Source organism: Haloferax sp. AB510, from assembly GCF_024136985.1.
In the GTDB taxonomy this organism is placed as follows: Archaea; Halobacteriota; Halobacteria; order Halobacteriales; family Haloferacaceae; genus Haloferax.
This window is the reverse complement of record NZ_JAMYJY010000017.1, coordinates 1-22,189: the sequence shown is the minus strand read 5'-3', so window position 1 is coordinate 22,189 and position 22,189 is coordinate 1. Positions and strand designations below refer to the sequence as shown.

General features: G+C 65.1%; 24 protein-coding genes. 8 read left to right on the top strand and 16 right to left on the bottom strand.

The features are described from left to right. Position 1: 1 nt before the first annotated feature. The 6 genes from mnhG to NKF06_RS05225 all read right to left on the bottom strand — a co-directional run bounded on the left by mnhG (position 2) and on the right by NKF06_RS05225 (position 5,075). Positions 2-319, bottom strand: coding sequence for a monovalent cation/H(+) antiporter subunit G (gene mnhG, locus NKF06_RS05250; protein WP_058828923.1), 318 nt, complete (start codon positions 317-319; stop codon positions 2-4). Between the two features lies 1 nt (position 320). Then, positions 321-608 carry a cation:proton antiporter gene (locus NKF06_RS05245; protein WP_008092688.1) on the bottom strand — a complete coding sequence of 96 codons (288 nt, stop codon included), beginning with the start codon at positions 606-608 and terminating at the stop codon, positions 321-323. 2 nt (positions 609-610) lie between these two features. Then, positions 611-1,705: a monovalent cation/H+ antiporter subunit E gene (locus tag NKF06_RS05240; protein WP_253244730.1), complete on the bottom strand. Its 1,095-nt coding sequence runs from the start codon at positions 1,703-1,705 to the stop codon at positions 611-613. Positions 1,706-1,873: 168 nt separating this feature from the next. After that, complete coding sequence (locus tag NKF06_RS05235) at positions 1,874-2,353, bottom strand: Lrp/AsnC family transcriptional regulator (protein WP_058828921.1); 480 nt, start codon at positions 2,351-2,353, stop codon at positions 1,874-1,876. An 89-nt stretch (positions 2,354-2,442) separates the two neighbouring features. Next, positions 2,443-4,644 carry an amino acid permease gene (locus NKF06_RS05230; protein ID WP_253244729.1) on the bottom strand — a complete coding sequence of 734 codons (2,202 nt, stop codon included), beginning with the start codon at positions 4,642-4,644 and terminating at the stop codon, positions 2,443-2,445. A gap of 2 nt (positions 4,645-4,646) precedes the next feature. Next, the gene (locus NKF06_RS05225) at positions 4,647-5,075 is read right to left on the bottom strand and encodes an NAD-binding protein (protein ID WP_253244728.1); all 429 of its coding nucleotides are present in this window, start codon (positions 5,073-5,075) and stop codon (positions 4,647-4,649) included. 538 nt (positions 5,076-5,613) lie between these two features. On the opposite strand from NKF06_RS05225, the gene NKF06_RS05220 reads away from it, so the two are divergent. The 4 genes from NKF06_RS05220 to NKF06_RS05205 all read left to right on the top strand — a co-directional run bounded on the left by NKF06_RS05220 (position 5,614) and on the right by NKF06_RS05205 (position 8,452). Beyond that, the gene (locus tag NKF06_RS05220; RefSeq protein WP_004977535.1) at positions 5,614-6,015 is read left to right on the top strand and encodes a hypothetical protein; all 402 of its coding nucleotides are present in this window, start codon (positions 5,614-5,616) and stop codon (positions 6,013-6,015) included. 160 nt (positions 6,016-6,175) lie between these two features. Further along, on the top strand, positions 6,176-6,742 hold the full coding sequence (gene hpt / locus NKF06_RS05215) for a hypoxanthine/guanine phosphoribosyltransferase (protein WP_004977534.1): 567 nt from the start codon (positions 6,176-6,178) through the stop codon (positions 6,740-6,742). 101 nt (positions 6,743-6,843) lie between these two features. Beyond that, positions 6,844-7,527 (top strand): type 1 glutamine amidotransferase domain-containing protein, encoded by a 684-nt coding sequence (locus NKF06_RS05210; RefSeq protein WP_253244727.1) that lies wholly within the window; start codon positions 6,844-6,846, stop codon positions 7,525-7,527. 79 nt (positions 7,528-7,606) lie between these two features. Further along, positions 7,607-8,452: an HNH endonuclease gene (locus NKF06_RS05205; RefSeq protein WP_253244726.1), complete on the top strand. Its 846-nt coding sequence runs from the start codon at positions 7,607-7,609 to the stop codon at positions 8,450-8,452. 5 nt (positions 8,453-8,457) lie between these two features. On the opposite strand, the gene NKF06_RS05200 is transcribed toward NKF06_RS05205, so the two are convergent. Beyond that, complete coding sequence (locus NKF06_RS05200; RefSeq protein ID WP_058828916.1) at positions 8,458-8,757, bottom strand: ArsR family transcriptional regulator; 300 nt, start codon at positions 8,755-8,757, stop codon at positions 8,458-8,460. 116 nt (positions 8,758-8,873) lie between these two features. On the opposite strand from NKF06_RS05200, the gene NKF06_RS05195 reads away from it, so the two are divergent. After that, positions 8,874-9,842, top strand: coding sequence for an NDP-sugar synthase (locus tag NKF06_RS05195; RefSeq protein WP_042662255.1), 969 nt, complete (start codon positions 8,874-8,876; stop codon positions 9,840-9,842). Positions 9,843-9,875: 33 nt separating this feature from the next. Here NKF06_RS05195 and NKF06_RS05190 read toward each other — a convergent pair whose 3' ends face one another. The 9 genes from NKF06_RS05190 to purB form a co-directional block, all read right to left on the bottom strand. Continuing rightward, positions 9,876-10,586, bottom strand: a complete 711-nt coding sequence (locus NKF06_RS05190; protein ID WP_253244725.1) for a diphthine--ammonia ligase — start codon at positions 10,584-10,586, stop codon at positions 9,876-9,878. Between the two features lie 92 nt (positions 10,587-10,678). Next, entirely contained in the window at positions 10,679-11,344 is a 666-nt protein-coding gene (locus NKF06_RS05185; protein ID WP_253244724.1) for a hypothetical protein, read from the bottom strand. A 72-nt stretch (positions 11,345-11,416) separates the two neighbouring features. Beyond that, positions 11,417-12,370, bottom strand: a complete 954-nt coding sequence (locus NKF06_RS05180; protein ID WP_253244723.1) for a phosphoadenosine phosphosulfate reductase family protein — start codon at positions 12,368-12,370, stop codon at positions 11,417-11,419. Positions 12,371-12,493: 123 nt separating this feature from the next. After that, positions 12,494-13,471: a phosphoadenosine phosphosulfate reductase family protein gene (locus NKF06_RS05175; protein ID WP_058828913.1), complete on the bottom strand. Its 978-nt coding sequence runs from the start codon at positions 13,469-13,471 to the stop codon at positions 12,494-12,496. A gap of 137 nt (positions 13,472-13,608) precedes the next feature. Then, positions 13,609-14,175: a hypothetical protein gene (locus NKF06_RS05170; protein WP_004043858.1), complete on the bottom strand. Its 567-nt coding sequence runs from the start codon at positions 14,173-14,175 to the stop codon at positions 13,609-13,611. Between the two features lie 168 nt (positions 14,176-14,343). Continuing rightward, entirely contained in the window at positions 14,344-14,688 is a 345-nt protein-coding gene (locus tag NKF06_RS05165) for a glutaredoxin family protein (RefSeq protein WP_058828912.1), read from the bottom strand. Positions 14,689-14,784: 96 nt separating this feature from the next. Then, positions 14,785-15,417: a transcriptional regulator GfcR gene (gene gfcR / locus NKF06_RS05160; RefSeq protein ID WP_058828911.1), complete on the bottom strand. Its 633-nt coding sequence runs from the start codon at positions 15,415-15,417 to the stop codon at positions 14,785-14,787. After that, positions 15,414-16,487 (bottom strand): glucose 1-dehydrogenase, encoded by a 1,074-nt coding sequence (locus NKF06_RS05155; RefSeq protein WP_058828910.1) that lies wholly within the window; start codon positions 16,485-16,487, stop codon positions 15,414-15,416. The genes gfcR and NKF06_RS05155 overlap by 4 nt, the downstream gene beginning before the upstream one ends. A 324-nt stretch (positions 16,488-16,811) precedes the next feature. Continuing rightward, positions 16,812-18,203, bottom strand: a complete 1,392-nt coding sequence (purB, locus tag NKF06_RS05150; RefSeq protein ID WP_253244722.1) for an adenylosuccinate lyase — start codon at positions 18,201-18,203, stop codon at positions 16,812-16,814. Between the two features lie 189 nt (positions 18,204-18,392). Here purB and purH point away from each other — a divergent pair, with 189 nt between their 5' ends. The 3 genes from purH to NKF06_RS05135 form a co-directional block, all read left to right on the top strand. Next, positions 18,393-19,970, top strand: a complete 1,578-nt coding sequence (gene purH, locus NKF06_RS05145) for a bifunctional phosphoribosylaminoimidazolecarboxamide formyltransferase/IMP cyclohydrolase (RefSeq protein ID WP_253244721.1) — start codon at positions 18,393-18,395, stop codon at positions 19,968-19,970. A gap of 384 nt (positions 19,971-20,354) precedes the next feature. Beyond that, entirely contained in the window at positions 20,355-20,780 is a 426-nt protein-coding gene (locus tag NKF06_RS05140) for a universal stress protein (RefSeq protein WP_253244720.1), read from the top strand. 132 nt (positions 20,781-20,912) lie between these two features. After that, positions 20,913-22,189, top strand: a 1,277-nt coding sequence (locus tag NKF06_RS05135) for a folylpolyglutamate synthase/dihydrofolate synthase family protein (RefSeq protein WP_253244719.1), incomplete at its 3' end; no start/stop codon positions are given.

The following is a 22,189-nucleotide window of genomic DNA, read 5'->3' as shown; positions in this document are numbered from 1 at the left end:
TTCAGTCACCCTCCTCATCGCTCGTGGTCCACGGTTCGATACCTTGGTCGTGGGCCGCCCGTGCGATGGCGTGAGCGGCCGTCGGGTTGGTGATAAGCATGAACAACAGAAGCAAGACCGTCTTGACGGCGGAGACCTCCGCGCCGAACAGGAGCGCGATGCCGCCGAGAGAGAGCACCGTTCCGAGCGTATCGCTCTTCGAAGTCGCGTGGGCGCGGGTGTAGAGGTCGGGCAGTCGGATGATTCCGACGACCGCGACGAAGCTGAAGAAGACGCCCGCGAGGACGAGTCCCACGACGAGATATTCGAGGGGCGTCATCTCAGAGGACACCTCCGCGCTCGACGATGAACTTGGAGATGGCGATGCTGGCGAGGAAGTTCAAGAGCGCGTACACGAGCGCGACGTCCAGGAATCCGGAGAGACCGAACGCCGCGGCGACGAGCGCCAACACGACGACCGTGTTCGTCCCGATGGCGTTGATCGCGATGACGCGGTCTTCCATCGTCGGTCCGCGGACGACGCGGTACAGGAGGACAACCGCGAACGTGATGAACGCGCCCGCGGCACCGAGTAACACCGTCTCGAACGTCGAGAGCTGTCCGAGCATCGTCACTCGTCACCGTCCGTTTGGTCGTCGTCGGCCCACGAGGCTATCGTCCCGCGCTCGGCGGGCGTCGGGATACGCGCCGCCGAGCGTCCGTAGAAGACGAACCGAACGGCGCGTTCGAGTGCGCCGCCCGCGAGTCCGTCTCGGGCGGAGCCGGTGAGCGAGTGGATGATAAGGCTGTCCCGGTCCATATCGACGGTCAGCGTCCCCGGCGTGAGCGTGATGCTGTTCGCGAGGGTCGTCACCGAGAGGTCTCCCCAAATTGCCGCCCGGTAGCGCTGCATCTCCGGGTCGATGGGGAGGTCCGGGTGGAGGATGATGTAGGCCACGGAGAAGTTGGCCTTCACGATCTCCCACAGCAGGTAGGGAACGTAGAGGAGAAAGCGGGCGATTCGGGCGACGGTTCCGGTCACGGACGGCGTGTTCACGAACGAGATGCGTGCGAAGACCGCCGTCACGACGCCGGCGGAGATCGCGCCGGTGACGAGGTTGAACGTGTCGAAGACGCCCGCGAGGAGGAGGTAGAATCCGAACGAGACGCCGAACATCGCGAGGGCCTTCGAGACGTTCGCTCGGCTGGGAAGCCGGCCGCGCTCGACGACGCGGTCGACCGGCGCTTCCTCGACTACTAACCCCGACCGCGCGAGTTCGAACTCGAGGGGCTGGAGCATCGGAGCGCTCCCGCCGGGTTGGTACTCCGGGTCGAGAACGATGCGGTCGAGGCCGCGGTCACGAGCGTACTCGAGGAGTACTTCGGCGAAATCGTTCGGCGAAAAGAGGTATCGGTCCTCGCCGACGACGGCGGTCTCGATAGAGACCGAGACGTCCTCGGCGTCGAGGTCGCCGTCGTCGTCGTAGTCGAGGTCGTCGTTCGCCCAGACGCGCGCCCGTTCGAGGGTATCGGCGACGGCGTCGGCCGCCGAACGCTCGCTCTCGTCGACCAGTTGCCATCGGACGGGGTACACGAAGTGAACGGTCGATTCTTCGCCGGTTTCCGCGGCGATGCGCCGCGCCTCGCGGACCGCGTATGCGACGGTGTTCCGGAACGTGGACGACTCTCCGACCGGAACGAGAATTCGGGAACTCGTATCGGGCATCAGCCACCTCCGAAGTCGGACCGGACGATTCGTCGGGACGTTCGATACTGGCTCATTGGTACTACGTGACTGTAGCGAAAGCCAAGCAAAACCCTTTCCGCTATCCGTCGGTCAGACGTGGGTCGCACTGTCCAATCGAGACCGCTGAAACGGCGTCGACATCCGGGGTTACGGCTCGTTCGTCGAGTCTCCGGCGAACGGGCTGTAGGGGCAGGTGTACTCGTTGCGGATTATCTCTTCTTCTGCAATCTCGAACCCCATATCGCTGAGTTCGCGCCCGATTCGACTCAAGTCGTCGCTGTTTCGGCCGAGCGCGACGATGTGGACGTTCTTCTCGCCGGACATGATCTCTCGAACCGAGATGACTCCCTCGACCGAGAGGGCGTTTCTCGCGAGCTCTTCTCGCTTCGAAATCGGCGCCGTACAGAAGATGATCGTGTGGAGCTGGTAGCCGAGCGCCTCGTAGTCGATGTCGAGGTGGCTCCCCCGGATAATGCCGCTCGATTCGAGCTTCGAAATCCGGTTTCGGACCGTGCTCGAAGAGACGTTACGTGCGGAGGCGATATCGTTTCCCGACGTGTGTCGCGCGTCTTTCTGCAGCGCATAAAGGATGTATCTATCGAGCTCGTCGATGGATGTCGACGCCATGAGCCGACCAATGGGGCTCCCGAAAATATGTGTTTTGGTCGTGTGAACCACCGATAAATGCACGGAGAGCGGTGGGCTGCTCGCCGAGGTCAGAACAACTGACGGTCGAGCGCGCGCATGAGTCGCCCGCGCCGAGTCGCGTCCTGACCGTGAACCGCGAGTACCGAACCGCTCCACTCGTCGATGACCGCCTTCGCGTCCGACCGCCCGTTCCACTCGTCGGCGGCCACAACGAGGAGGTCGCTCTCGGTCGGCAGAGTGTGGGGGCCACCGTCCGTGGAGAGCGTCCCCATCTCGACGGGGGCGCTACACAACTCGGCGATGTCGGCTTTGTACTGTTCGAGGGACCGTCGCCGGGCCGCCGAGTCGGTGGTGTCCCCGCAGTGGCTCAGGTGGATTCGACCTTCGGACTCGCTCGCCAGCGCGTCCGCGACGGCAACTTTCGTCGGGTCGTACGGCCCCTGGCTCGCGAGCAGTTCGACGGTGCGAATCCCGTCGAGGTCGGGGCCCTTGAGTAGACCGGCTTCGCAGGGTGCGTGACGGAGAATCCACGACGTATCGGTTCCGAAGAGGCGCTCGCTCACGCGCTTTGTCCCCGTCGGGTGCTCGACGAGGAGGAAGTCGACGTCCTGGTTGGCGGCGTAGTTGACGACCGCGTGTCGCGTGTCGTGGGTGACGATGGTGCCGCACCGTATCGGCACGCCGAACTCGTCGTCGAGCTCGTCAGTCTGCCGTTCGAACTCGACGTCGGCTGGCGATTCGACCGCGGACGCGTAGGCCAAGGATGTCTGGTCCGGCACCGTCTCGAACCGCGCGACCGTGACTCGTCCGTCGTTGGCGCGAGCGAGTCTCGAAGCCACCTGAATCAGCGCCCGCTCTCTGGCTTTCGAGATGTCGTGCGAAATCGCCACGAGGGCGTGGTACTCGTCGCGGTGCGCTTGGATGGCCGCTTCGGCTCGTTCGACCGCGTTGCGGCTGACCTCTTGGCGAACGGCGTCGGCGGCCGCGCCCTCGCGGTCGACGCGAGACCGGGCGTACACGAAGAACCAGAGGGCGCCCGCGATGGTGAGAACGACCGCACCGACGAGCGGGAGAGTCCCCATCTGGGTGAGGAGGACGAGACCGCTGACCGCGCCGAACACCTGCATCCACGGGTACAGCGGCGAGGTGAACGACGGTTCGTACTCGACGTGGCCCTCTCGAAACGCGACGACGGCGAGGTTGATAAGGACGAACACGAGGAGTTGGAACGCGCTCGCGAGCTTCGCGATGTCGAGCAGCGGAACGAACGCGATGAGGAGCAACAGCACGACGCCAGTGAGGGTAATCGACGTGCTCGGGGTTCCGAATCGGTCGCTGATGGTCGATAACGACGGCGGCGCGAGTTTGTCTCGGCTCATGGCGAACGGGTACCGCGACGAGGAGAGAACCCCGGCGTTTGCGGTACTGACCAGTGCGAGGACCGCAGCGACGACGACGGCGATGACGCCCGCGGTTCCGAGCGAAGCCTCCGCGGCGAGTGCCATCGGCGTCGCGCTCTCGGCGAGGACGCCGCGGTCGGTGACCCCGACCATCACGGCGACGATGAGGACGTAGAGGACCGTCGTGAACCCGAGCGACCCGAGGATGCCGAGCGGGATGTTTCGGTCGGGGTCTTCGACCTCCTCGGCAACGCTCGCTACTTTCGTCACGCCCGCGTAGGAGACAAACACGAGACCGGTCGCAGTGAGCAAGCCGCCGACTCCGCCGTTGAAGAACGGACGGAAGTTCGTCGACTCGACGGTCGGCGTCCCGCCGAGGACGAACCAGACGAGCGCGACAAGCATGATGGCGACGATACCGACCTGTAGCCTCCCGGTCTGTTTTGCCCCGACGAGGTTGACGACGACGAGGAGCGCCGCGAGCGCGAGCGCGACCGGCGTGACGACTGTGGAGGGGACGTCGAACAGCAACAGCAGGTACGGCACGCCGCCGACGAGTGCGAGCGCACCTTTGAACGAGAGCGAGAACCACGTGCCGATACCGGCGATGGTGCCCAACAGTGGACCCATCCCCCGTTCGATGAACAAGTAGGTGCCCCCGGCTTCGGGCATCGCCGTCGCCATCTCGGATTTCGACAGCGCCGCGGGCAGCACGAGAACGCCGGCGATCAAGTACGCCAAGATAACCGCGGGACCCGCGATATCGACCGCGAGCGCCGGTAAAATGAAGATTCCGCTGCCGACCATCGCCCCGATACTGATCGCGAGCACCGAGAAGAGACCGAGGTCTCGTTCGAGTGTTTTTTCCACGGTTATCCACCCGCTCGCGCGTCCTCTGCCGGTTCGGCGCGCGACCCGACGACCATGTCAGTGACGAGCGATGTGACACAGATCACTTCGACACCGAGGTCCTCGAACACGTCCGTGTTCTGCGGGTCGTTAACGAGTACGGTGACTCGGTCGACGTCGAACGTCGTTCGCGAAGCCTGCGTGAGAAGCAGGTTCGTCGGATCGATCCGTCCCACGACGATGACCGCGTCCGCGTTTTCGTTCCACGCGGCTCGGAGGGACTGTGGCTCGTCGAACGCCGCGGCTCGCGCGTCGATGCCGCGTTCGATCGCGTGGGCGACCACTGCCTCGTTCTCGTCGATGAACGTGACGGATTCGTACTCCTCCAGCAGTCGCTCGGCGAGCGCGCGACCCGCGTGCTCTCCACCGAGCACGAGTGGTTGGTGTATCATGGGTATGGTCGTGACTCAAGCTGGGCGCAGCGTTCGGTCACTCACGCTACCTATGGGACGAAAGCATATATTTTAATCGGGTTTTGTAGCTAATCGACAAAATAGAAGTATACTAGTTATCGAATCGTCCTAGATCGCTGGAGAGGGGGAAACCGACCCCGAACTACTACGCGGTCTGTTGGTTTTGGGATGAAATAGCTGAAAATACGGGTAGCGTAGTCCACTAATAATCAATATAGTTGTGCGATAACGCGCTCACGGGCCCATTTCTTAACGGTTCCCACCAGCCACGTGGGGGCGAAACGCCGCCCTCGAGACCGGGGTCAAATCAGAGAGTCCGGTCTCGTAGTAGACGCCGGTTTCAGGCGATTTCTGTCCGGATTTGGCGGGGGGTAATTATTACCTCCAGTGTGACCCTCAAATTTATAACACTGACTCACAATCGGACATTTATGATCCGTCCAGGCGCGCGCTCCGGGCAGGGAGACGCGCAGCGTCAGGGCAAGGGGGGAAACGAATGATAATCGACCCGTCACGGATGGCATCCGTCAACGGACCGGGACCCGACAGCGAGGTCGCGATGGACGCGCTTCGGGGGACTGCGAAGGGGGCAGTCTCTCTGGTCGCCGTCTACGGTGCGACGGCCTTCGACCTGTTTCACGTCGGGGAGTCGGTCCGCGAGGACTTCGGGAGTCGCGACGAACTCGTGACGCACCTGAGCTCGCTCGCCGAGGAGACTCGGCGCGAGTTCATGGAGCGCGGGCTGTTTTCCGGGCTTAGTCCGGTACAGAACAGCGTCGAGTACCGGTTCGAGGAACGCGACGGCTACGGCGTGTTGCAGGTCTACTGCGGCGGTCGCGGCATGTTGCTTTTCGTCGAACCGGACGAGACGGTTGAGCCGCTGGTGAAAACCGCGTCACAGCTTCTCGGCGGGATGTAACCGCCCCCGGAGCGTCGCGCTCCGTTCGGAGACCGCTGTCGGTGAGCGGTCGCGCTCGGCGTCGGTCGGCCCACGGTAGTCGATACCGCGAGACGTGGGTCGGCGTGTCCGAGAGCCATCGAACCGCCACATTTTATGCCTAACCGGGGAAACGAGCGCCATGGACCAGTTGCGGCAGTCTCTCCTCGACGCGCCGATCATCGAAAAAGGAGATTACGAGTACTTCGTCCACCCCATCAGCGACGGGGTTCCGATGCTAAAGCCGGGGCTCCTGCGCGAGATTGTCATCAAGATCATCCGCAAGGCGAACCTCGAAGACGTCGACAAAATCGTCACGCCCGCGGCGATGGGCATCCACATCTCGACGGCCGTCTCGCTCATGACGGACATCCCGCTCGTCGTCATCCGCAAGCGCGAGTACGGCCTCGACGGCGAGGTCTCGCTCCACCAGCAGACGGGCTACTCCGAGGGCGACATGTTCATCAACGACGTGAACGAGGGCGACCGCGTGCTCGTCCTCGACGACGTGCTCTCGACCGGCGGCACGATGAAGGCCGTCCTCGACGCGCTCGACCACATCGGCGCGGACGTCGTCGACACCGTCGCCATCATCAAGAAGGCCGGGCCGAACGAACTCGACGACTCGGACCACCACGTCAAGACGCTCATTAACGTCACCGTCGAAGACGGCGAAGTCGTCATCGTCGACGAACACGGCGACGACTGACCGACGCCGACACGGCCGCGACGCCTCACCGTCGCGCCGTCCTCCCTCGCGGATTTCCGCCTCCGCGGGGCCTTTTTGTGGCCGGACCGTACTCGGGAGCGATGACATCGGCGCTTTTTATCGTCAGCGAAGACGGCTACTGGGGAGAGGAATGCATCGAGCCGCTCACTACCCTGACCGATGCCGGGGTGGACGTGACGGTCGCGACGCCGACGGGCGCGCCGCCGGTCGTCGACGAGCGCTCTATCGACCCCGAGGCGGTCGGCGAGGAACTCGCCGAACGCGTCGTCGAAGTCCACGAGAACGACGAGCGCCTGCAGAATCCGGAGCCGATTGCGCAGGTCGACGCCCGCGAGTACGACGCCGTGGTGTTCCCCGGCGGCCACGGCACCGCGTGGGACATCAATCAGGACCGACACGCCCGACAGGCGCTCTTGCAGGCGGTCGCCGGCGACGGCTCGAAGGCGCTCGTCGTCTGTCACGCGGTCGGTATCCTCGGGTTCACCCGCGAGGCCGACGGCTCGTTCCTCGTCGAGGGGCGCGAGGTCACCGGCTTCCCCAACGAGTGGGAGGAAGGCATCGTCGACGACGACGACCTGATGCCCGACGGCCGAAAGCTCCCGTACTGGGTCGAAGACGAGGTGAAGGCCGCCGGCGGCATCTGGGACGCCGAACTCGACAGTGACACCAGCGTCACGGTCGATGGCGACCTCATCACCGCGCGCGGCCCCGGTTCCTCGTCGGCGGCGGCGCGGACGCTCTTGAACGAGCTAGACGCAGAATAAGAGGCATTCGGCCGATTTCTCCCCCAATACGAGCGGAGACGGGAGAACCCTTTTTCGTGACTCGTCCGTCGGTTCCGTCGTGAAACTTGCAGGGCTCTCGCTCGAACTCGGTGAGCGGTTGAGCGGATCGGAACTTCAGTCTCGATTCGACCGCGGGATGACGGGCCGCGGCATCGAAATCTGCTACGACGACGACGATCAGCGGTATCTCCGCCTCTTTTCGAGTGACACCGGACCGTACGGCGACGACGTGACCGGCGGCCAGTTCACGTACATCGGAGAGGGGCGGACCGGCGACCAGACGCTTACCGGCGGCAACAAGTTCCTCGCGCGGGCCAAACACCATCCGTTACCGATATTTTTCTTCCATCGAGAGTCGGCCGGGACTGACTGGGAGTACCAGGGTCAGGTCGAAGTCGTCGACTACGCGCACGGTCCGTTCGAGGGAGACGACAGGGACGTCTATCGATTCGTTCTCCGCCGCCGTCGCGAACGGCGGGAGCGGGTCGACGACGAAGAAGCCGCGGCGGACCTCGCGTCCGCGGAACGCACCGAGACGACGCGAAGCCGAATCATTCGAAACACGGCGCTTGCGACCGAGTTGAAAGAGCGGTACTCTCACACGTGTCAGGTCTGTGGAGAGCGTCGCCGTCGAGGAGTCCACGACGGCTACGCGGAGGCGCACCATCTCAAACCGCTCGGGCGGCCCCACGACGGCCCAGACGTCGAGGCGAACCTCCTCGTCCTCTGTCCGGACCACCACGCGGACTTCGACTACGGAATGATAACCGTCGACCCCGAGACGTACACCATCGCCCACGCCTACGAACGCGAGTTAGACGGTACCTCGCTTTCGGTCCGCGAGGACCACGACCTCGACGCTGACTTTCTCGACTACCACAACCGGACCGTGGCGTCGTTGTAGGCCGACTATTCGATTTTGAACACGGCCTCTTCGATGCCCTCGCTTCGACACTCCGGACACCGCGAGGGGTAGTTCACGGGGTCGTCGAAGGCGCTGAAGCCGCAGTGTTTGCACTCCGGCGGCGCGACGAGGAACTGCTCGCCGTCCTCTCCGTGGACTGTTTGGGCGACGTGTTGGAGATGGCCGTACACCGACGACACCGAGACGCCGACGCTCGCCGAAAGCTCGGAGGCCGTCGCGGGGTCGTCGCGGAGGGCGTCGGCGATGCGCTGGCGGGCCGTCGTGTCGGACTCCCGGGCTGTCATATCGCTCGATTGGGAGTCGAAGGGAAAATCCCTTGCGCCGCCTCGGTCGAAAAAAAGTGTCAGCAAGATAGAGAGGATGCAAAAAGGCCTTGTCTACGTGGCGGGATTTGGGGGATATGAAGGCAGTCGTCCTTGCCGGAGGGTACGCGACGCGTCTGTGGCCGATTACCAAACACCGACCCAAGATGTTCTTACCCGTCGGTGACCAGACGGTCATCGACACCATCTTCGAAGACCTGGAAGCCGACGACCGGGTCTCGGAGGTGTTCGTGAGCACGAACGAGCGCTTCGCCGGCGCATTCGAGGAGTATATCGACGAATCGCCGTTCGAAAAGCCGACGCTGTCGGTCGAAGACACCAGCGAAGAAGACGAGAAGTTCGGCGTCGTGGGCGCGCTCGCCCAGCTCATCGACCGCGAGGAGGTCGACGAGGACCTCGTCGTCATCGCGGGAGACAACCTCATCAGCTTCGACGTAGGCGACTTCGTGGACTTCTTCTACGAGAAGAATGCGCCGTGTCTGGCCGCCTACGACGTGGGCGACAAGGAGCGCGCGAAGTCCTACGGCCTCGTCGAACTCGACGGCGACCGCGTCATCAACTTCCAGGAGAAGCCCGAAGACCCCAAGAGCACGCTCGTCTCCATCGCCTGCTACGCCTTCCCTGCGGATGACCTGCCCAAGTTCGACGAGTATCTCTCCGGTGACAACAACCCCGACGAGCCCGGCTGGTTCATGCAGTGGCTCCAGCAGAACGGCGACGTGTTCGCCTACACGTTCGACGGCGCGTGGTTCGACATCGGCACGCCCCAGAGCTACCTCGACGCCGTGGCGTGGTACCTCGGCGGCGAGAACTTCGTCCACGAGTCGGCGACGCTCACGAACACCGAGGTCGGCACCAACGTCCACGTGATGGCCAACGCGGTGGTCGAAGACTCCGTGCTCGAAGAGTCCGTGGTCTTCCCCGGCGCAGTCATCCGAAACGCGGAGCTGAAGAACTCTATCGTCGACGAGGAGACTCACATCGAGAGCCTCGACCTCTCGAACGCCCTCATCGGGGCGCACTCGCGGCTGACGAACGGCCAGTAACGCGGCCCGAACCGCAACCGCGGGCGCTTTTTCTTAGCCGAGGTACGCGTCGGTGATGCGGAGCCTGCCGTGGGTCCCCTCCCACTCCGTCTCGTACTCCAGTTCGATGGGGCGGTCCATGTGCGGGCCGTCGGTGACGAGCGTCTCGAACTCGCCGCCCTCGCCGAGGATGTGGACGCCGTACTGCTCGTTGAGCGCTTCGAGTTCGTCGAGCGCGTCGGCGTCGAGCGTCCGGCCGAGCCACGACTCGTCGAGGCCGTGGGCCGCGACTTGGATGATGGTGATTTCGAAGCCCGCCTCGAGCATGGCGTCGCCGAGTTCGCGGGGGTTCTCCTGCCACAGCGGGGCGAACAGGTCGATGTCGAGGCGGTCGCACATCGCCTGAATCCGGTTGGTCTGGAACTCGCTTTCGATGGCCCCCGCGGTGACGCCCGCGAGGTCCATCTCGAATTGGAGGTCAGACAACGCCGCTTCGAGGGGTTCGAGCTCGGCGTCGCCCTGCGCGCCCGAGTCGTCGGCGTCGGTCGCTTCGAGGTCGCCGGGGTGGACCTCGACGAGTTCGATACCGGTGCTTTCGGCGGCGAGCGCGGCGAGGTCGGTCGCCGGCACGTGGTACATGTACGAGTCGTCGCTCGGGTGGACGGTCAGGAGGCGGGTGACGTTCAGACCCGCTTCGAGCGCGCGGTAGAGCGCCCACGAAGAGTCCTTTCCGCCCGAAAAGAGGCTGACCCACTCGGCTGTCATGGAGGCGATAGCGTGTTGGGGGAGATAGGCGCTACGGTGTGGGCGTCAGGATGGCGGGAGCGTCGTCGGTGCAACGCAAGAGGAGCGAGGGCCTACGATACCAAGCGTCCGGCGTAGTAACAACAGAGCGCACCGGCAGCGGCGAGTCCGACGCGAGGAATGACTGTTGCGCTGTCCATCCCGCTACGACCCGTGTGTCCAGCGTATTGGGCGTATCCGCCGTCGTACGCGACGATGGCCTGCGTCTCCTTCCAAAGCGCCATCCCCGCGAGGTCGTGGCCCGCGCGGACCGACCCAGATTCGGCGACTCGCTCAACCGCGCTCGGGAAGCGCCACGCGGGCGTCGACGCGAGTTCGAGCGCGGTGGCGTTCGAGACCGGCGCGAGGTCGACCCGGACCGTGTCGTTCTCGTATCGCGTGATGTTCGGCCGGTAGAACGGGCCGTTCCGCTCCTGAAACACTACCAGACGGTGCTTCGAATCGAACGCGTAGCTGGCCCTGTACGTCGCGTCTGAGACGACTCGTGGCCCGTCAGCGCTGACGTCCTCGGCGAGGTCGCAGGCGTCGATACACGTCGCGGTCGAGTCGACCAGACCGAGTCGCTCGGCGAGGTGGTCGTCGCTCGGCGTGACCTGTTCGGCTCTGTACTCGTACGACCATATGATGGATCCCCACGGCGCGAACACGGCGGCAGTGAGCAGTATGACGCCGACGAGAGCGGTAATCGTGGGCCAGAAATCGGGAGGAGAGCGGGACATGCGTGCACGTCCCGCCGGCAATCATATTATATTTTCTACATTATTGAGTCGATGGCTATCGTCAGACTCCGTTCACATGTAACCCAAATCCCGAAGCCGACCCATCAGGTCCTCTTTGTCCTGCGCGCGCCCCTCGCGTTCCGCGCTCGCGCCGAGGTCCTGCACCCACGCGGGTCGGTCGTCGGACTTCGCGGAGCCGGATTCGGTGCCGAGCGAGCGGTAGCCCTCGAAGTACTTCGGCGAGACGGGCAGGTCGGCGGGTTCGACGCCGTCGGGGAGGTCGTCGATGGACGCGGGAACGCGGCCCGCGGGGTAGCCCTCGACCGAGTCGGGGACGATGTAGCTCCAGAACGCCGCCCACACGTCGGCCTCCTCGAACTGGAGGATGGAGTGGATGCGGTCGTGCGGCGGGTACTTCTCGGAGTCGTGGCGGGGGCTGAAGAACGTCTCGTCGGCGCGGGACTCCTGTTCGTCCCAGCGGACGCCCGAGAAGACACCGTCGAAACCGCGCGCTTCGAGGGTGTCGTTGAGCGCGACGGTCTTCAAGAGGTGGTTGCCCTCGAAGGTGTCGGCGTCGAGGACGACGGTCTCGCCCTCGTAGCCGAGGCGGTCGAGTTCGCGGCGGGTGTCGTCGCCGAGGGCCGAGAGGGGAATCTCGTCGCCCGGCGACGCGCCGAGTCGTGCGAAGTCCTCGTTGCGGGCGACGACGAGGTCGAGGTCCCAGCGGTCGGCCCACTCGCGGACGAACGCCTCGGTCTCGTCGAAGTGCTCGAAGTGGTCGATGAAGACGACGGGCGGCACGGGGACGCCCATGTCGGCAGCGACCTCGCGGACGACGTAGAGCACGAGCGTTGAGTCCTTGCCGCCGGTCCACATCACGGCCGGGCGCTCGTACTGTTCGAGGGCGGTCGCGGTCACCGCGGCCGCTTTTTCGAGTTTGTCTTCGAGCGTCGGGTAGTCGGCGGCGGTCCAGTCTCGGCCGTCGTCGTAGTCGAGGTCGAGGTAGTCGGGGAACACGAGGCTCATAGGGAAGGTGTCGCTCGCGGAGGATATCGCTGTTTCCGCTGTGAGACAGTCGCTGTCGCTGTCGGGAGCGAGTCCGCGAAAAAGTGGTCGCGGCGCGATGTTCGCGTTAGATTTCGGCCGACGTCACATGTAGCCGAGGTCGCGCAGGCGCTCCATCAGGTCCTCTTTGTCCTGGGCGCGGCCCGCGCGCTCGGTCGTGTTCTCCATGTCCTGCAGCCACGCCGGTTCCTCGGCGGACTTGTCGGTCGAGACCTCGCTGCCGAGACTCCGGAAGCCGGCGAAGTACTTCGGCGAGACGGGCACGTCCTCCTGCGTGACACCCTCGGGGAGGTCGGTGTCGCTGGTGGGGACGTAACCGTCCTCGGGGTAGTTCTCGACGGTGTCCGGGACCGCGAAGTACCAGAAGGCGTCCCAGACGGCGCTCTCTTCGAACTGGAGGATGGGTTGAATGCGGTCGTGCGGCGGGTAGATGTCGGGGTCGTGGCGGGGGCTGAAGAACGTCTCGTCGGCGCGGGCTTCCTGCTCGTCCCAGCGGACGCCGGAGATGACGCCGTCGATGTCGTACTCTTCGAGGGTGTCGTTGAGCGCGACGGTCTTCAAGAGGTGGTTGCCGACGTAGGTGTCGAGCAGGAACGGGAACGTGTCCTCCTCGTATTCGAGGATGTTACGGATGTGGTGCTGGTTGTGCTCCGAGAGTTCGGAAACCGGGATGTCGTCGCCAGGTTCGAGGCCGTTTTCGTCGACGTACGCGCCGACGTCCTCGTTGCGCGCCCAGATGACGTCGAGGTCCCACTCGTCGGCCCAGTGCTCGACGAAGTCCATGATTTCGTCGAAGTGCTGGTAGTGGTCGATGAAGACCGCCGGCGGCACTTCGAGATCGTAGCGCTCTGCGACCTCCTTGATGAAGTAGAGCGTGAGCGTCGAGTCCTTGCCACCGGTCCACATCACGGCGGGGTTCTCGTACTGTTCGAGGCCCTGCTTCGTGACCTCGATGGCCTTCTCGATTTTGTCCTCGATACTCGGGTAGTCCCCCGGCGTCTCGCCCTCGCCGTCGGTGTAGTCGACGTCGAGATAGTCCGGGAAGGATTCGGCTTCCGACATGATGTGTAATTACATCTAATTAGGCGGTGTAAATGCTTTTTGCCCGAGGATTACTGTGATGCGTGATACCGCCGAACACGATTTGGGCCGCTGACTCACGTGGCTCGGCGGTGGCTGGATGAGGAGATACGACGCGTTTAGGAGATGAACTTGTTGTCGCGCCAGTTGATTCCGCTGTCCGAGGAACCGTTCTGCTGGGGGTTCTCGACGACTTCGACGGAGGCGGCGCGCACCTCGCCTTCGACGATGCGCGTCGCCTGCAGTTCGTCGCTTTCCTCGGTGATGGCGGTCAGCGTCCCCTTCTCCGAGAGCATCGCAATCTCGCGGAGGACGAGGAACATCGGGTACTGGAGCGCCGTGTTCTGGAGCACGGTTTCGAGGTCGCCTTTGAAGCAGGCGAACTCGACGAGTTCGGAGGGAATCTCCTCTTCTTCTTCATCTCCCCAGTTGGGCGCACCCGCTCGGGGTGGCTCTTCCTCGTAGACGCGGTTTTCCGTCACGCTCGCTTTCAACTGGGCCGTCGGCGTGTACTTGCTGAGGTTGTCGTCGGCGGAGACGGCTTTGATGATGAGGGTGTTGTTTCGGCGGGTGATGTCTACGTTCTCGACCTCAGGCGGAAGTTCTGGGTCGTTTTCGAAGTAGTCCATCACGTCTTCGAGTGGCAGTTCCAACGTCGAATGGAGTCGATATACGCGGCCTGACATTGTTGGCTTCGGTATCGACGAGAGCCACGGTGCGGGCGCACCCGGATGGCGATACCTGTGTGCATGTACGAGTTCGAGGCTTATATGGCCTCCCCTTCTCGGTAGGCGAGAGATAAGAAGTCGGCGTCGGGCCGCAGTCCGGCGGTTTGCCGGGGTCGCTTCCGGCGGTCAGTTCGCGCCGGTCAGCGTCGCTTCGAGTTCGCCGCGCTCGTCGAGTTCTTCGAGGATATCGCTGCCGCCGACGAACTCGCCGTCGACGAACGTCTGGGGGATGGTCTCCCAGTCGCTTTTCTCCTTGAGCGCCTCGCGGTAGTGCGGGAGCGCGGGAAGCACGTCGACGGTCTCGAACTCGTCGACGTACTGGGAGATGAGGTCGACCGCCTTCGCGGAGTAGCCGCACTGCGGCATCAGGCGGTTACCCTTCATGAACAGGACGACGCGGTTGTTCCCGACCGCCTCGTCGACGCGGGACTGTACTTCCTCGGGGTCGAGGCTCTCCGGTTGGAACGTCATGCGCCCAAGTAACCGCCGGGCGGACAAAGGAGTTGCGTCGCCGGTGAGTTCGGTCCGCAGGGCTGACGCCGACTGTGCGGCGGCCCGTGTCGGGTGTTACTGCTCGCCGACGCGGACGACGTTGATAAGCGAGTGGACGGGGACGCCGTCGATTTCTTCGACACCCTGCTTGTCGACGATGACCACGCACGCGAGCGGTTCGCCGCCCTCGGAGCGGATGGCGTCGATGGTCTCACGGAGGGTCGTACCACTCGTCACCGTGTCGTCGACGATGAAGCACTTGCGCCCTTCGACGGGCGCGAAGTTTCGGGAGAAGCCGCCGCCGAGGTCTTCGATGTCACCTTCGTCCCACTGGTGTTTCGCGGGCGAGTAGGCCGCGAGGGTGGTTTCGAGTTCGCGCGAGACGGAGGTCGCGAGGGGGACGCCAGCCTTCTCGATACCGACGGTCACGTCGGCCTCGCCGTTCGTCTCCATGAGCAGGTCGGCGAGCGCGCGCCCGACGTAGGTGAGGCGCTTGCCGCCGCTGCCGATGGCGTTCCAATCGACGTGGATGTCGTCGGGGCCGTCGGGCTCTACCTGTGGTTCGGGTTCGGTCGCCGCGCCGCTCCGTTCGACCAGCCAGCTTGCGGTCTCGCGGGAGACGTTCAATTCGTCGGCAATCTCGCCTTTCGAGAGGCCACGGTCCGCGAGCTCCGCCGCGCTGGCGATGAGGTCGTCGACGTTCTTCATACAGTACCGAATTCGATGGCCGTTTTTATAGTGGTGTCGTCGTCTTCGAATGCTGCTTCGAACTCCGAAAGCGGGTGGACGCCGGTGACGAGGTCACGGAGGAACCACCGCGGAAGCTTGGTGAACGTCACGGTCGCGGCCTCGAAATGCTTGACGTGGGAGTTGACGCTGCCGACGAGCGCCTTGTTGTGGAGGACCATCTCGCGGTGGAACGCGCCGGCGTCGACCTCGAACTCCCAGTCGCTCGGGACGCCGAGGAGCGCGGCGACGCCGTTCGGCGCGAGCGCTTGCACCGACTGGATGGCGTGTTTGGGGAACCCGGTCGCCTCGTAGATGAAGTCCATCTCCTCGTGCGCACCCGGAATCTCTTCGACCGAGGTCTCGCGAGAGTCGACGTAGGTCGCGCCGAGTTTCTCCATGATGTCGATAGTCGGGTCGGGGCGGTCGCGCCGACCGAGGCAGTAGAGGTCCTCGTAGCCCTTATCGTCGGCTTTCAGCATGGCGAGCGTCAGGAGTCCGAGGCTCCCGTTGCCGAGGACGAGCGCCGACGAGGGGTTCCAGTCGAACGCGGAACGGCTCGCGTAGGCGTGCTCTCGGGCCTTCTCGGTGATGGAGATGGGCTCGATGAGGAAGCCGAGTTCGGCCTGCGAGCGCGGGATGCGGACGAGATAGTCCGATGGGCTGGTGAAGTACTCGGACATGAACCCGTGCGCGCCGACGATGCCGCGTTCGGCGTACATCCCGTCGGGGGCCATGTCGGGTTGGTCCTTCTCGAAGTACTCGTTCGTCCCCGACGCCGGCGGGCGGCGGACCGTCGGCACGACGATGTCGCCTTCCTCCAGTTCGGTGTCGTTCGGGTCGACGACGATGCCGACCGCCTCGTGGCCGAGCACGAGATGGTCTTCGCCCTCGGGGAACCCCCCGTGACCGCCGGCGATGACCTCGTGGTCCGTCCCGTCCACGCCGACCCGAAGCGTTCGGACGAGCGCCTCCCCGGCGTCGGGTTCCGGTCGCGGCTTCTCGATGACGACCGGCTTGTCTTCCCCGCGCTTGACGGCGATTGCTTTCATACCCCCACCAATGCACCACCCCACCAAAAGACTTATTCTATGATGAGTAAATAATTCAGCCACGGTGAGCGCCCTGCGTCGTCGCACCAGCCCATGACGAACCGCGCCGCGCGGACCAGCCTGTCCAGCCCACCCGTGCCGGCGCTCGCCGAACCCGTGCCCGAACCGCGCCGAAGCCGATATCCCGTGCCCATCGGCTTCTGAGGCGGTTTCGGTTTTCTCCTGACGCTCGCTCGGCTCAGCGGCGCGTTCGACTGACCGCAGAAAAAGGACGCGTCACTTCGTCGGGCCGCTACCTGCCGACCCGACGACTCGACAGGCAGTTCAGTTGTCGATGTCGTCGACGAGTTCGTCCGCGAGACCGACGTACGTCGCGGGCGTGAGCGCGAGCAGTTCCTCACGGGTCTCCTCGTCCACGTCGAGGTCCGCAAACAGGTCGTGGAAGTCGTCGAGGGTCACCTCGCGGCCGCGGGTGAGCTCCTTCACCCGCTCGTAGGCCTGCGTGTCGCCCTCGCGGCGGAGAATCGTCTGGACGGCCTCGCCGATGATGGCCGGCGTGTCGTCGAGTTCGTCGCGCATGACCTGCTCGTTCGGGACGACCTTTCCGAGGCCGGTCTGGGTCTTCTTGTAGCCGATGAGGCAGTGGGCGAACGCCGCGCCGACGTTGCGCTTGACCGTGGAGTCCGAGAGGTCGCGCTGGAGGCGCGAGGTCGTCACGTAGTCGGCGAGGAACGTCAGGTCCGCGTTGGCCTTCGAGAGGTTGCCCTCGGAGTTCTCGAAGTCGATGGGGTTGACCTTGTGCGGCATCGTCGAGGAGCCGGTTTCGCCCTCGACGGCCTCCTGTCCGAGATAGCGGTCGGAGACGTACAGCCATGCGTCGCGGTCGAGGTCGACGAGGACGTTGTTGACGCCGCGGACGGCGTCGAACAGCGCCGCGAGGTCGTCGCAGGGGTTGACCTGCGTGGCGAGCGCGGTGTGGTCGAGGCCGAGCGACCCGACGAACTCGCGGGAGAACGCCCGCCAGTCAACGTCGGGGTAGGCGGCGACGTGGGCGGCGTAGACGCCCGACGCGCCCGCGAGCTTGCCTGCGAGGTCGTCGGTCGCGGCCTCGACGCGGGCGAGTGTCCGACCGAGGCGGGCGGCGTAGACGGCCATCTCCTTGCCGAACGTCGTCGGCGTCGCGGGCTGGCCGTGGGTCCGCGCGAGCATGGGCACGTCGCGGAACTCCCGCGCGAGCGAGACGAGTTCGTCGCGGGTGTCGCGGAGTTCGGGTACGATGACTTCCTCGACCGCGCCCTTCACCATGAGGCGCTGGGCGAGGTTGTTCACGTCCTCGGAGGTGAGGCCGAAGTGAATCCACGGGTGGACCGACTCGTCGGTCTCGGTGCGGATGAAGTACTCGACGGCCTTCACGTCGTGATTCGTCGCCGAGAAGCCCGCCGCGCCCTCGACTTCGAGTCGCTTCACGAGGTCGGCGTCGTCGGCGTCGAACCCCTCGTAGAGCGCCCGGAGGTCGGCGCGCTCGGACTCGGCGAACGAAAGCGGCGTCGCGTCGAGGTCGGCGAGCGCGAGGAGGTACTCCACTTCGACTTCTACGCGGGCGCGCATGAGGGCGGCCTCGCTCACGTGCGGCGCGAGGGGTGCGGTTCGGGAGGCGTATCGCCCGTCGAGCGGGGACACCGCGTACAGCGGGTCGTACCGGTCGGCGTCGGTCATGTCTGAGTCGTCACGATGGGGGAGGTTAAACGCCGGGGGTTCGTCGCCGCCGCGGAGGCGATACTTGCGCACAAGTGTGCCTACTCAGCCGCACTCTACGGCTACGTTCCGCCCCACATATACACAATCGAGTATATATTGCCGTCGAGGACCGCAACCACTTTGAGGGCCGCGAGTCCCCTTTCTCACATGGTCACCATCGCCGGTCTCGCGAGCAACCGCGGACGAAACCTGCGCAACATCGCCGACCGCGCCCCCGGCGGGGCGGCACTCGGCGTCGTCGTCTCGAACCGCGCCGACGCGCCCGTCCTCGATTGGGCTGACGAACACGGCATCCCCAGCGAAGTCGTCGAACGCGGCGACGACGAGTCCCGCGAGTCCCACGAGGAGCGCATCCTCGACGCCCTCGCGGACTACGACTTCGATATCGTCTGTCTCGACGGCTACATGCGCGTGCTCACTTCGACGTTCCTCGACGCCGCGCCGACGACGCTCAACGTCCATCCGTCGCTGCTCCCCGCGTTCCCCGGCATGGACGCCCACGAGCAGGTGCTCAACGCCGGCGTCAAGACGACCGGCTGTACGGTCCACGTCGTCAACGAGGAGGTCGACGCCGGCCCCATCGTCACACAGGAAGCCGTCCCGGTGTACACCGACGACGACGCGGACGACCTCAAATCGCGCGTCCTCTACGACGCCGAGTTCAAGGCCTACCCGCGCGCAGTCCGCTGGTTCGCCGAGGGCCGCGTGACGGTCGAAGACGACACCGTCACCGTCGAGGGCGACGTTGACGCCGGCCTCCCCGAGCGCCGCGTCACCTCCGAGGACCGCTACGACGAACTCCGGTACGGCGAGAACCCGCACCAGGACGCCGCCGTCTACGTGGACGAGACGTGCGACGAGGCGTCGGTCGTCGGCGCGCCCCAGCTCAACGAGGGCGCGAAGGGGCTTTCGTACAACAACTACAACGACGCCGACGGCGCGCTCAACATCATCAAGGAGTTCGACGAGCCCGCCGCGGCGGTCATCAAGCACACGAACCCCGCCGGCTGCGCCACCGCCGACACGCTCGCGGAGGCCTACGCCGACGCCCTCGCCACCGACCCGATGAGCGCCTTCGGTGGCATCGTCGCACTCAACCGCGAGTGCGACGCCGAGACTGCGGAACTCATCATCGACTCGTTCAAGGAAGTCGTCGTCGCGCCCGGCTACACCGACGACGCGCTCGACGTGCTCACCGAGAAGAAAAATCTCCGCGTCCTCGATGTTGGCGAACTCGGCGAGCGCACCGAGACCTACACGGAAAAAGCGCTCGTCGGCGGGCGACTCGTCCAGGAGCGCGACCTCTGGACGCCGACGCTGGACGACCTCGAAGTCGTCACCGAGACGGAGCCGACCGACGAGCAGTTGGAGACGATGCTGTTCGCGTGGAAGGTGCTGAAGCACGTGAAGTCCAACGGGATTCTCTTCGCCAAGGGCACCGAGACGGTCGGCGTCGGCATGGGGCAGGTCTCCCGCGTCGACGCGGTCGAACTCGCTGCGATGAAGGCCGAGGAACACGCCGAGGGCAAGGACGCGCAGGGTGCCGTGATGGCCTCCGACGCGTTCTTCCCGTTCCCGGACGGCGTGGAGAAGGCGGCCGACGCGGGCATCGAGGCGGTCATCCAGCCCGGCGGCTCGGTGAACGACGAGGACGTCATCGAGGCGTGCGACGAGCGCGGGATTGCGATGGTCTTCACCGGCCAGCGGTGTTTCCGTCACGACTGAACAGCGTGAAGAAGTGATGGAAGTCAGTAAGACGAACGAAGTGAGTCTCACGCGATTTTAGACACGACTGAGCGGAGCGAAAGAGAGCCTAAAGCTCGAAGCACGACCGGAGGGAGTGCTTCGGTGTTTCCGCCACGATTAGTGGTGGAAACTCGTGGCCGCGCGTAGCGCGGACGCGATACTTCCGTGACGACTGAACAGCGTGAAGAAGTGATGGAAGTCAGTAAGACGAACGAAGTGAGTCTCACGCGATTTCCGTCACGATTAGTGCCTGAAACTCGCGGTCGGGTGTAACCCGGACACGGTTTGAGACGCCCCGAGACCGTTCCCACGTCCTAACACCGACGGTGTCCCTTCAAGTGTCGGCGAGACGAACACAGAGGTATGTACGAACACATCCTGGTGCCGACCGACGGGAGCGAGGGGACGATGCAGGCAATCGAGCACGCGCTCGAACTCGCCGACGCGGAGTCGAAGATTCACGTGCTGTCGGTCGTCGACCAGCGGGTGTACCTCGCCGCCGGCGGCGACCAACAGGACGCGGTCATCCAGTCGCTCCGCGACGACGCGGTACAGGCGGTCGAGCGGTGCGCCGAGAAGTGCGAGGGGAAGGCCACGTCGACGACGGCGGTTCGAGACGGCGTCCCCCACCGAGTCATCCTCGACTACGCCGACGAACACGACGTCGACGTGGTCGTGATGGGGACCCACGGGCGGACCGGCCGCGACAAACTCACGTCGCTCGGGAGCGTCACCGAGCGCGTCATCGAGAACGCGAAGCGCCCGGTGCTCGTCGTCCACATCGACTGAAGCCGGCGCGGCGGCCGGCGACGCTCCGCGAGCGCCACGACGAGACGGGTCGAAAGCGTCCGGGACCGGCGTCGTGTCGCAGGAGTGACGTGGAGCGTTAGGCCTAAGCCCACCGTCCGGTTTCTCACGCATATGGAGTACCACGAGGCGGTGAACTTCCTTTTCGACCTCCGGCGGTTTCAGGTCAAGCCGGGGACCGAGTCGATTCAGCGGTTGCTCTCTCACCTCGGCGACCCCCACGAAGGCGTGTCGTTCGTGCAGGTCGCGGGGTCGAACGGCAAAGGAAGCACCGCCCGGATGGTCGACGCGATGCTGCGCGAGTCGGGCGCGCACGTCGGCCTCTACACCTCGCCGCACTTCGACGACGTGCGGGAGCGAATCCGCGTCGACGGCCGGAAGATTCCGAAGTCCGCGCTGTCGGCGTTCGTGGCCGAAGCCAAGCCGTACCTCGTCGAGCGGGCCGCCGACGGCGAGCCGCTGACCTTCTTCGAGACCGTGACCGCGCTCGCGCTGTGGTACTTCGACCGCGCGGACGTGGACGTGGCGGTCCTCGAAGTCGGGATGGGCGGCGAACTCGACGCGACGAGCGCCGTCGACCCGGTCGCCAGCGCCGTCACCAACGTCTCGCTCGAACACACCGCCGTCCTCGGCGATACCGTTGCGGAAATCGCGAAGACGAAAGCGGCCGTCGCGCCCGCCGACGCGCCGCTCGTAACCGGGGCGACCGGCGAGGCGCTGTCGGTCATCCGCGAGGAGGTCGGCGACGTGCTGACCGTCGGCGACGCCGGCTCCGACGCCGACGTTCGCGCCTCCTACGGCGGCCGCGTCAACCACCAGGAGGCCGCCGTCACCGTCGAGACCGACGACGAGACGCTCGACGTTCGAATCCCGCTTTTGGGCGCGTATCAGGCGCAAAACGCCGGTATCGCCGTTTCGCTCGCCCGGCAGGTCCGCCCCGACATCGACGAGGAGGCGATTCACCGCGGCCTCCGAAACGCCCACTGGCCGGGTCGGTTCGAGGTCATGGGCACGGAGCCGACGGTCGTCCTCGACGGCGCGCACAACCCCGACGCCTGCGCGCAGGTCGCCACCGTCCTCGACGAGTTCGACTACGACGACCTCCACCTCGTCTACGGGGCGATGCACGACAAGGACCACAGCGAGATGGTCGGGGCGCTCCCGGAGGTCGCGTCGGTCGTCACCTGCAAGGCGGACATCTCGCGGGGCGAAGACCCCGAGATTCTGTCGTCCGTCTTCGAGCGACTCGACGGCCCCGAAGTGGAGACCGGCGGCGCGGTCGCCTCGGCGCTCGACTGGGCGCGCGCCCGCGCCGCCCCGGACGACTGCGTGCTCGTCGTCGGCTCGCTGTACGTCGTCGCCGAGGCGCGAACCACGTGGACGCGGGCGGT

Coding starts and splice junctions, on each gene's coding strand:
- NKF06_RS05195 (WP_042662255.1), top strand. CDS start 8,874: ATGAAGGCAGTCGTCCTTGCCGGAGGGTACGCGACGCGTCTGTGGCCG.
- NKF06_RS05245 (WP_008092688.1), bottom strand. CDS start 608: ATGCTCGGACAGCTCTCGACGTTCGAGACGGTGTTACTCGGTGCCGCG.
- NKF06_RS05155 (WP_058828910.1), bottom strand. CDS start 16,487: ATGAAAGCAATCGCCGTCAAGCGCGGGGAAGACAAGCCGGTCGTCATC.
- NKF06_RS05200 (WP_058828916.1), bottom strand. CDS start 8,757: ATGACAGCCCGGGAGTCCGACACGACGGCCCGCCAGCGCATCGCCGAC.
- NKF06_RS05140 (WP_253244720.1), top strand. CDS start 20,355: ATGTACGAACACATCCTGGTGCCGACCGACGGGAGCGAGGGGACGATG.
- gfcR (WP_058828911.1), bottom strand. CDS start 15,417: ATGAAGAACGTCGACGACCTCATCGCCAGCGCGGCGGAGCTCGCGGAC.
- NKF06_RS05180 (WP_253244723.1), bottom strand. CDS start 12,370: ATGAGCCTCGTGTTCCCCGACTACCTCGACCTCGACTACGACGACGGC.
- NKF06_RS05170 (WP_004043858.1), bottom strand. CDS start 14,175: ATGTCAGGCCGCGTATATCGACTCCATTCGACGTTGGAACTGCCACTC.
- NKF06_RS05190 (WP_253244725.1), bottom strand. CDS start 10,586: ATGACAGCCGAGTGGGTCAGCCTCTTTTCGGGCGGAAAGGACTCTTCG.
- NKF06_RS05240 (WP_253244730.1), bottom strand. CDS start 1,705: ATGCCCGATACGAGTTCCCGAATTCTCGTTCCGGTCGGAGAGTCGTCC.
- NKF06_RS05210 (WP_253244727.1), top strand. CDS start 6,844: ATGACATCGGCGCTTTTTATCGTCAGCGAAGACGGCTACTGGGGAGAG.
- NKF06_RS05220 (WP_004977535.1), top strand. CDS start 5,614: ATGGCATCCGTCAACGGACCGGGACCCGACAGCGAGGTCGCGATGGAC.
- purH (WP_253244721.1), top strand. CDS start 18,393: ATGGTCACCATCGCCGGTCTCGCGAGCAACCGCGGACGAAACCTGCGC.
- hpt (WP_004977534.1), top strand. CDS start 6,176: ATGGACCAGTTGCGGCAGTCTCTCCTCGACGCGCCGATCATCGAAAAA.
- NKF06_RS05175 (WP_058828913.1), bottom strand. CDS start 13,471: ATGTCGGAAGCCGAATCCTTCCCGGACTATCTCGACGTCGACTACACC.
- NKF06_RS05165 (WP_058828912.1), bottom strand. CDS start 14,688: ATGACGTTCCAACCGGAGAGCCTCGACCCCGAGGAAGTACAGTCCCGC.
- NKF06_RS05235 (WP_058828921.1), bottom strand. CDS start 2,353: ATGGCGTCGACATCCATCGACGAGCTCGATAGATACATCCTTTATGCG.
- NKF06_RS05225 (WP_253244728.1), bottom strand. CDS start 5,075: ATGATACACCAACCACTCGTGCTCGGTGGAGAGCACGCGGGTCGCGCG.
- NKF06_RS05185 (WP_253244724.1), bottom strand. CDS start 11,344: ATGTCCCGCTCTCCTCCCGATTTCTGGCCCACGATTACCGCTCTCGTC.
- purB (WP_253244722.1), bottom strand. CDS start 18,203: ATGACCGACGCCGACCGGTACGACCCGCTGTACGCGGTGTCCCCGCTC.
- mnhG (WP_058828923.1), bottom strand. CDS start 319: ATGACGCCCCTCGAATATCTCGTCGTGGGACTCGTCCTCGCGGGCGTC.